This window comes from Streptomyces kurssanovii, from assembly GCF_040677245.1.
GTDB lineage: Bacteria > Actinomycetota > Actinomycetes > Streptomycetales > Streptomycetaceae > Streptomyces > Streptomyces kurssanovii.
This window is the reverse complement of the sequence record NZ_JBFAQK010000108.1, coordinates 1-7,652: the sequence shown is the minus strand read 5'-3', so window position 1 is coordinate 7,652 and position 7,652 is coordinate 1. Positions and strand designations below refer to the sequence as shown.

At 69.2% G+C, this 7,652-nt stretch carries 9 protein-coding genes; 5 read left to right on the top strand and 4 right to left on the bottom strand.

The window, feature by feature from the left end:
* Nucleotides 1-138: 138 nt before the first annotated feature.
* Nucleotides 139-924, bottom strand: a complete 786-nt coding sequence (locus AB0K36_RS34295) for an Rv1486c family protein (RefSeq protein ID WP_364601664.1) — start codon at nucleotides 922-924, stop codon at nucleotides 139-141.
* A 146-nt stretch (nucleotides 925-1,070) separates the two neighbouring features.
* Here AB0K36_RS34295 and AB0K36_RS34290 point away from each other — a divergent pair, with 146 nt between their 5' ends.
* The 4 genes from AB0K36_RS34290 (at nucleotide 1,071) to AB0K36_RS34275 (ending at nucleotide 4,468) form a co-directional block, all read left to right on the top strand.
* A complete protein-coding gene (locus AB0K36_RS34290; RefSeq protein ID WP_364601662.1) occupies nucleotides 1,071-1,862 on the top strand; it encodes an ABC transporter ATP-binding protein in 792 nt (263 codons plus the stop codon).
* A gap of 206 nt (nucleotides 1,863-2,068) precedes the next feature.
* Nucleotides 2,069-2,497, top strand: coding sequence for an NfeD family protein (locus tag AB0K36_RS34285; RefSeq protein ID WP_005319174.1), 429 nt, complete (start codon nucleotides 2,069-2,071; stop codon nucleotides 2,495-2,497).
* A 157-nt stretch (nucleotides 2,498-2,654) separates the two neighbouring features.
* On the top strand, nucleotides 2,655-3,614 hold the full coding sequence (locus tag AB0K36_RS34280; protein ID WP_005319176.1) for an SPFH domain-containing protein: 960 nt from the start codon (nucleotides 2,655-2,657) through the stop codon (nucleotides 3,612-3,614).
* Nucleotides 3,615-3,694: 80 nt separating this feature from the next.
* Nucleotides 3,695-4,468 (top strand): sulfite exporter TauE/SafE family protein, encoded by a 774-nt coding sequence (locus AB0K36_RS34275; RefSeq protein ID WP_364601658.1) that lies wholly within the window; start codon nucleotides 3,695-3,697, stop codon nucleotides 4,466-4,468.
* A 54-nt stretch (nucleotides 4,469-4,522) separates the two neighbouring features.
* Here the strand turns inward: AB0K36_RS34275 and AB0K36_RS34270 are convergent, their stop codons facing one another.
* From AB0K36_RS34270 to AB0K36_RS34260, 3 genes are all read right to left on the bottom strand, one after another.
* The gene (locus AB0K36_RS34270; protein WP_159693308.1) at nucleotides 4,523-5,032 is read right to left on the bottom strand and encodes an HNH endonuclease; all 510 of its coding nucleotides are present in this window, start codon (nucleotides 5,030-5,032) and stop codon (nucleotides 4,523-4,525) included.
* A 214-nt stretch (nucleotides 5,033-5,246) separates the two neighbouring features.
* On the bottom strand, nucleotides 5,247-5,783 hold the full coding sequence (locus tag AB0K36_RS34265; RefSeq protein ID WP_364601655.1) for a YbhB/YbcL family Raf kinase inhibitor-like protein: 537 nt from the start codon (nucleotides 5,781-5,783) through the stop codon (nucleotides 5,247-5,249).
* Nucleotides 5,784-5,839: 56 nt separating this feature from the next.
* Nucleotides 5,840-6,622, bottom strand: coding sequence for a sporulation protein (locus tag AB0K36_RS34260; protein ID WP_364601653.1), 783 nt, complete (start codon nucleotides 6,620-6,622; stop codon nucleotides 5,840-5,842).
* Nucleotides 6,623-6,716: 94 nt separating this feature from the next.
* On the opposite strand from AB0K36_RS34260, the gene AB0K36_RS34255 reads away from it, so the two are divergent.
* Nucleotides 6,717-7,388 carry a DNA-3-methyladenine glycosylase gene (locus AB0K36_RS34255; protein WP_364601652.1) on the top strand — a complete coding sequence of 224 codons (672 nt, stop codon included), beginning with the start codon at nucleotides 6,717-6,719 and terminating at the stop codon, nucleotides 7,386-7,388.
* Nucleotides 7,389-7,652: the final 264 nt, after the last annotated feature.

The window sequence follows — 7,652 nt, the reverse complement described above, 5'->3', positions numbered from 1 at the left end:
GAAATCAGCCCCGCCGGCGTTTGAGGCGCGGGGGTCCGGGGGCGGAGCCCCCGAAACACCGCGCGGAGCGCGGTGCGGGTCCGGGGCCTGCCCCGGTTTCGGGAAAGGGGCGGGGTGGGAGATGCCCAGCGGAGAGCGTCAACCCCGCTCCCGCTCCTCCACATACGCGTTGTACGCCGCCACCTGCGCCCTCCGTGCCACCCGTTCCACCGGCCGCAGCGCCTCCCCCCGCGCCGCCATCTCCGACGCGCTCACCGCGCCCCCGTGCCCGTTCTCGTACGCCACGGAGATCAGCAGGCCGATCCGCTGCGCGAGCTCCAGCACCCGTACCGCGCGCGGCGGATAGCCCGGGGCCAGCGTCTCGGCCGCGCCGCGCTGCGCCCGCGCCCGGTAGGCGTCGAGTGCCGCCTCCGCCACCGGTCCCGACGCCGCCACGTCGAGCCGCGTCAGCGTCTCCGTCGCGTCCCGCAGGGCTTCCGCGAGTTCACGTTCCGCCTCGCCGAGCGACGGCACGTCCGCCGGGGGCGCCTCCCGTACCGGCAGGCAGTGCCAGACGACCTCGACGTGGACGTCACCGGCCGGGCCGGCCTCGTACACCTCGGGCACCAGCCCGTACGCCGCACCCGTCGCGACGACCGCTTCCTCCGCCTCGAGGGCCCGCGCGTTGAACGCCGGCGGGCCGCTGAGCCCCAGCGGGTGTCCGGCGGCGGGAAGGGCGACCCGGAAGCCGGTCACACCGAGCGCCCGCAGGCGCCCCAGCGCCAGAGTGAGACCGACCGGCGCCGTCTCCCCGGGCAGGTCCTCCACGCGGTGCACCGCGTCGTCGCCGACGATCGCGTGCACGGCGTCGTCCGGTGACACAAGTCCGGCAAGAAGGGCGTTTCCCCATGCGGCCAACCGTCCTGAGCGTGGTTCCGAAAGCATGCCACCAGCCTAGGGACCGGGCCGGGCGACCGGAGCACTCACCCGGTGGCGTAGGTTTTCCCTGGGTGGTGTGCCCACAGGTGCACAAAAGCACCCGAATCACACCCGAACACCTCAAGACGACTGCATGGGGAGACTACGCGCTCATGAGCGATGTACTGGAGCTGGTGGACGTATCCGTGGTCCGCGACGGACGCGCTCTGGTGGACGACGTCTCCTGGTCGGTCAAGGAAGGTGAGCGCTGGGTGATCCTCGGCCCCAACGGCGCCGGCAAGACCACCCTCCTCAACCTCGCCTCCAGCTATCTCTTCCCGACCACCGGCAAGGTGCGGATCCTCGGCGACCGGCTCGGCGCCGTCGACGTCTTCGAACTGCGGCCCCGCATCGGTATGGCCGGCATCGCCATGGCGGACAAGCTCCCCAAGCGCCAGACCGTCCTCCAGACGGTGCTCACCGCCGCCTACGGCATGACCGCGACCTGGCACGAGGACTACGACGAGGTCGACGAGCAGCGTGCCCGCGCGTTCCTCGACCGCCTCGGCATGACCGAGTACCTCGACCGCAGGTTCGGCACGCTCTCCGAGGGCGAGCGCAAGCGCACCCTGATCGCCCGCGCCATGATGACCGACCCCGAACTGCTGCTCCTCGACGAGCCCGCCGCCGGGCTCGACCTCGGCGGCCGTGAGGACCTGGTCCGGCGCCTGGGCAGGCTCGCCCGTGACCAGTACGCGCCTTCCATGATCATGGTGACCCACCATGTCGAGGAGATCGCGCCCGGATTCACGCACGTCCTGATGATCCGCCAGGGCAAGGTGCTCGCCGCGGGCCCGATGGAGACCGAGCTGACCTCCCGCAACCTCTCGCTCTGCTTCGGCCTGCCGCTCGTCGTCGAGCGCAACGGCGAGCGCTGGTCGGCCCAGGGCCTCCCGCTCGGCTGAACTCCCGCTCGCCGAACCGCCTCACGGGCGATTTCGCGGGCGACTCCCGCACGGGGCGATTCCTTCGCGGGCGACTCCCGCACGGGGCGATTCCTTCACGGGCGACGCCTGTGCGTGCAACTCCCTTACGGGCAAGTGCCTTACGGGCAAGGTGACACGGCCTCGCCCCCTGTCCCGAGCGCGCCCGGCGGACCTACCATGCCCATGTGGACATCGACGCATGGGTGTGGTGGCTGATCGGCGCGGTCGGACTGGGCATTCCGCTCGTGCTGACCGCCATGCCGGAATTCGGAATGTTCTCCGCGGGCGCGGTGGCCGCGGCCGTCGTGGCGGCGGTCGGCGGCGGCACGGTCGCCCAGGTGCTCGTGTTCGCGGCGGTCTCGGTGGCGCTCATCGCCGTCGTGCGCCCGATCGCCATGCGGCACAGATCCCAGGGTCCCGGCTTCGCCAGCGGTGTGGACGCCCTGAAAGGCCGTCAGGCCATAGTGCTGGAACGCGTCGACGGCAACGGCGGCCGGATCAAGCTCGCCGGCGAGGTCTGGTCCGCCCGGGCCTTCGACGCGACCATGGCCTACGAAGAAGGCCAGCAGGTCGACGTCATAGAGATCGACGGGGCGACCGCCGTCGTCATGTGACGCGCACTCCACCCGCCCGGCACCTCGTTCCGCACGGATTCCGCGCGGATCGTTCCGGAGCCGCCGGGCAGAACGGGCCGAACGCCCCACACAGCAGCCCGTGTTCTGGGAAACTGATCATCGGACTCATCCGGCAGCGAAGGGCACAGGGAACGCGATGCAACCGATCATCATCGTCCTGATCATTCTGGTGGTGCTGGTCTTCATCGCCCTGATCAAGACGATCCAGGTCATCCCACAGGCCAGCGCCGCCATCGTCGAGCGCTTCGGACGCTACACCCGCACCCTCAACGCGGGCCTGAACATCGTCGTCCCGTTCATCGACTCCATCCGCAACCGCATCGACCTGCGCGAGCAGGTCGTCCCCTTCCCGCCCCAGCCGGTGATCACCCAGGACAACCTGGTCGTCAACATCGACACCGTCATCTACTACCAGGTGACCGACGCCCGCGCCGCGACCTACGAGGTCGCCAGCTACATCCAGGCCATCGAGCAGCTCACCGTCACCACCCTGCGCAACATCATCGGCGGCATGGACCTCGAGCGGACCCTGACCTCCCGCGAGGAGATCAACGCGGCCCTGCGCGGCGTCCTCGACGAGGCGACCGGCAAGTGGGGCATCCGCGTCAACCGCGTCGAGCTCAAGGCCATCGAGCCGCCCACCTCCATCCAGGACTCGATGGAGAAGCAGATGCGCGCCGACCGTGACAAGCGCGCGGCGATCCTCACCGCCGAGGGCATCCGGCAGTCGCAGATCCTGACCGCCGAAGGTGAGAAGCAGTCGGCCATCCTGCGCGCCGAAGGTGAGGCCAAGGCGGCCGCGCTGCGGGCAGAGGGCGAGGCCCAGGCCATCCGTACCGTCTTCGAGTCCATCCACGCCGGAGACGCCGACCAGAAGCTGCTCGCCTACCAGTACCTGCAGATGCTCCCGAAGATCGCGGAGGGCGACGCCAACAAGCTCTGGATCGTCCCCAGCGAGATCGGCGACGCCCTCAAGGGCCTCAGCGGCGCCATGGGCAACTTCAACCCCATGGCCGGCATGGGCGGCGGCGGCTCCGTGCCCAAGCAGACCGGCGGCAACGGCACCGAACGCCGCGAGCAGCCCCCCATCGACTGACGCCCACGGTCCTTCATGCATGATCGGTGAGGCCCCTCGACCTTGGAGGCGGGGAGGCGACTCACGGACCATGTAAGGAGATGGCGTTGTCCATCTGGGAAGCACTGGCGGTATTCGCGGCCGGCGTGGGAGCCGGCACCATCAACACCATCGTCGGCTCCGGCACCCTGATCACCTTCCCGGTGCTGCTCGCCACCGGGCTGCCCCCGATCACGGCGAACGTCTCCAACGCCCTGGGACTCGTACCGGGCTCCATCAGCGGCGCCATCGGCTACCGCGCCGAGCTGCGCGGACAGACCGGCCGGGTCCTTCGCCTCGGAGTCACCGCGCTCATCGGCGGTCTGGCCGGCGCGGTCCTGCTTCTCGCCCTGCCCTCCGACGCGTTCGACACGATCGTCCCCGTACTGATCGCGCTCGCCCTGATCCTCATCGTCCTCCAGCCGCGCCTCGCCAAGGCCGTGCAGCGACGCCGCGAGGCGAACGGCACCGAGGCTCGCCCGCACGGCGGCCCCGTCCTCCACACCGGCCTGCTCCTCGCCAGCGCGTACGGCGGGTACTTCGGCGCGGCCCAGGGGATCCTCTACCTCTCCCTCATGGGCCTGCTGCTCGACGACAGTCTTCAGCGGATGAACGCCGTGAAGAACGTCCTCGGCGCAGTGGTCAACGGAGTCGCCGCCGTCTTCTTCCTCTTCGTCGCCGAGTTCGACTGGACCGCCGTCCTGCTGATCGCCGTCGGATCCGCCATCGGCGGACAACTCGGCGCAGGAATCGGCCGCAAGCTCAAGCCCGCCGTGCTGCGCGGCATCATCGTCGTCGTCGGCACCGTCGCCATCGTCCAGCTCCTGCTGCGCTGACACGACGGGACCCGCCCCCCTCGCGTTCCAGGGGGGCGGGTCCCGTCGTCGGTCCTACGCGGCAGGCTGCGCAGCAAGCCAGTCCGGCAGCGCCGCACGCTCGCCCGACCGCAGACCGAGCAGCATCGCGTCCGCGGGCGACGGCACGAACGGTTCGTGCAGCAGCGGCATCCCCGCCTGCTCCGGCGTACGGTCCGCCTTGCGGTGGTTGTCCTCGGCGCAGGAAGCCACCGTGTTCAGCCAGCTGTCCGCGCCACCGTGCGATTTCGGCACCACGTGGTCCACCGTCGTGGCACGCCGCCCGCAGTAGGCGCACCGGTGCTGGTCCCGCACCAGCACACCCCGCCTCGACCACGGAGCCTGTCTTCGGAACGGCACCCGTACGTATCTGCAGAGCCTGATCACCCGGGGCACCGGAAGATCCACCGCAGCCGCGCGCACCCGGAGCGCCGGGTGGGACTGCTCGACCACGGCCTTGTCCTGGAGCACCAGCACGACCGCGCGGTTGAGCGTCACCGTCGACAACGGCTCGAAGCTCGCATTGAGCACCAGTGTGTCCCGCATCCTGCCCACCTCCGTTCGCCGGCCCGGCCCCCGTCGGCGGGCATCAGCCTGGATCAACTCTGGCCGGGCGCGCCGAGATGGACAACGCAATATCTGTGCCTTGCCGGGGGAGGACACCTGAACCCCTGGCAACAAAACTGCCCTGCCCTGGTCTCTCCAAGACCAGGGCAGGGCAAACTCCGGACGAACTCTCGGCCGGTCTCCGGCCGGAATATCAGCCCTCGGCGGGGGCTTCGTACTCGCCGATCAGCTGGGCGCGCGCGATCGTGTGGAAGCGCAGATTGAAGCCGACGACCGCGGGAGAGGCGTCGGAGTCCGGTCCGAGCTTCTCGGTGTCCACCGCGTACACGGTGAAGACGTACCGGTGCCTCTCGCCCGCCGGCGGAGCGGCCCCACCGAAGTCCTTCGTCCCGTAGTCGTTACGGGCATGGACGGTACCGTCGGGCAGCCCCTCGAACTTCCCGCCGCCCGCACCCGCCGGCAGTTCCGTCACCGACGCCGGGATGTCGAAGAGGACCCAGTGCCAGAAACCACTGCCGGTCGGCGCGTCCGGGTCGAAGCACGTCACCGCGAAACTCTTGGTCTCCGCGGGAAAGCCCTCCCAGCGCAGATGCGGCGAGGTGTTGCCCGCCGCCTGGACCTGGGAGTCCTTCAGCACCGACCCCGGCTCGATGTCGTCGCTCACCACCGTGAACGACGGCACCGCCGGATGAAAGTCGTGGGGAAGCGGAGCCCTCTTGAGCTCGGTCACGTCAAACCCTCCGAATCGGCCGTTCTGCGTCTCGCGTACTGCCTCTCGTTCCGAGACTAGAGCCAGTTGCGACGGCCGCCGACATCCGCCAGCCACTGGTTGAGGTAGGCCGCCCAGTCGGTCGACCCGAAGTCCTCGTGGTCCACCTTGAACGCCTTGTAGGAGTCGCTGCTCTCACTGAACAGGCCCGGCTTCTTGTCCATCTCCAGGATGACGTCCATCTCGCGGTCGTCGGCGACGAACGTCAGCTCGACCTGGTTCAGCCCGCGGTACTGCTGCGGCGGGAGGAACTCGATCTCCTGGTAGAAGGGCAGCCGCTGACGCGTCCCACGGATGTGACCGCGCTCCATGTCGGCGCTCTTGAAGCGGAAGCCGAGCTGGACGAAGGCGTCGAGGATCGCCTGCTGGGCTGGCAGAGGGTGCACGTGGATCGGGTCGAGGTCGCCCGAGTCCACGGCGCGCGCGATCTCCAGCTCCGTCGTCACACCGATGTCCATGCCGCGCAGATTCTGTCCCTCGATGGTGGTGATCGGGGTCTCCCACGGGATCTCGAGCCCGAAGGGCACCACGTGCACCGCTCCGGCCTTCACCACGAAGGCACCGCCGAGCCGCTGCTTGGTGAACTCGATGTCCTGCTTGACCTCCTGGTCACCGCCCTCGACCTCGACGCGCGCCTGGAGACCGACGGACAGCCCCTCGATCTGCTGGTCCACCGAGCCGCCCTGGATACGAACCTCGCCCTGGACGACACCGCCGGGGACGACGTTCGCCTCGGTCAGCTCCGTCTCCACGGAGGCACCGCCGGCACCCATGCTCGCAAGCAGCTTCTTGAAGCCCATGTCCACTCCTTCTTGGTCCTGACCCCTACATACGCCCGATGACCGTAGTCGGTTCCCCCCGGCCCCGAACGGATCCCCGGTACCCTCGAACGCGATGATCGAGAGCTCCGACCGTACGCCGCTGCCCCGGGACCACTTCGACCGCCCGGTGCTGGAGGTCGCCCCCGACCTCCTCGGCTGCACACTGACCCGCCTGACCGACGACGGCCCCATCGAGCTGCGCATCACGGAGGTGGAGGCGTACGCGGGAGAGGCCGACCCCGGCTCGCACGCCTTCCGCGGCCGTACCGCACGCAACGAAGTGATGTTCGGCCCGCCAGGGCACGCGTACGTCTACTTCACCTACGGGATGTGGCACTGCCTCAATGTGGTGTGCGGCCCGGAGGGCCGGGCGAGCGGAGTCCTGCTCCGCGCCGGCGAGGTGACAGTGGGCGCAGACCTTGCGCGCAAACGTCGACTCTCGGCCCGTCATGACAAGGAACTGGCCAAAGGCCCCGCCCGGCTGGCCACCGCGCTCGATGTGGACCGGAGCCTCAACGGAGCCGACTTCTGCCTCGGCCCGGAAGCGCCCCTCTCTCTTCTCCCAGGGCGCCGGCCGACGCCCGACCAGGTCAGGAACGGGCCGCGGACCGGAGTGGGCGGCGAAGGCGCATTCCATCCCTGGCGCTTCTGGATAGACAGCGACCCGACGGTCAGTCCCTACCGGGCCCACGTGCCGCGCCGAAGGCCCTCGGCCCAACTTGACTCGGATGCCGGGGACGCCTAATGTAGCCCGAGCCGCTTGAGACGGAGCACTGCTGTTCAGCAGATCCGGAGCGGCCATCCACTACTTACGACAAACCCGAACGGGTGCGATTTCGGCATGCCGGAATTCAATCCCCGGACTCGATTATGAGTCACCTGGGAAATCCGCTAAAGTAGTGAACACGCCGGAGGGCCGAAAGGCCGGAAAGCACACCGAGGAAATCGGATCGGAAAGATCTGATAGAGTCGGAAACGCAAGACCGAAGGGAAGCGCCCGGAGGAAAGC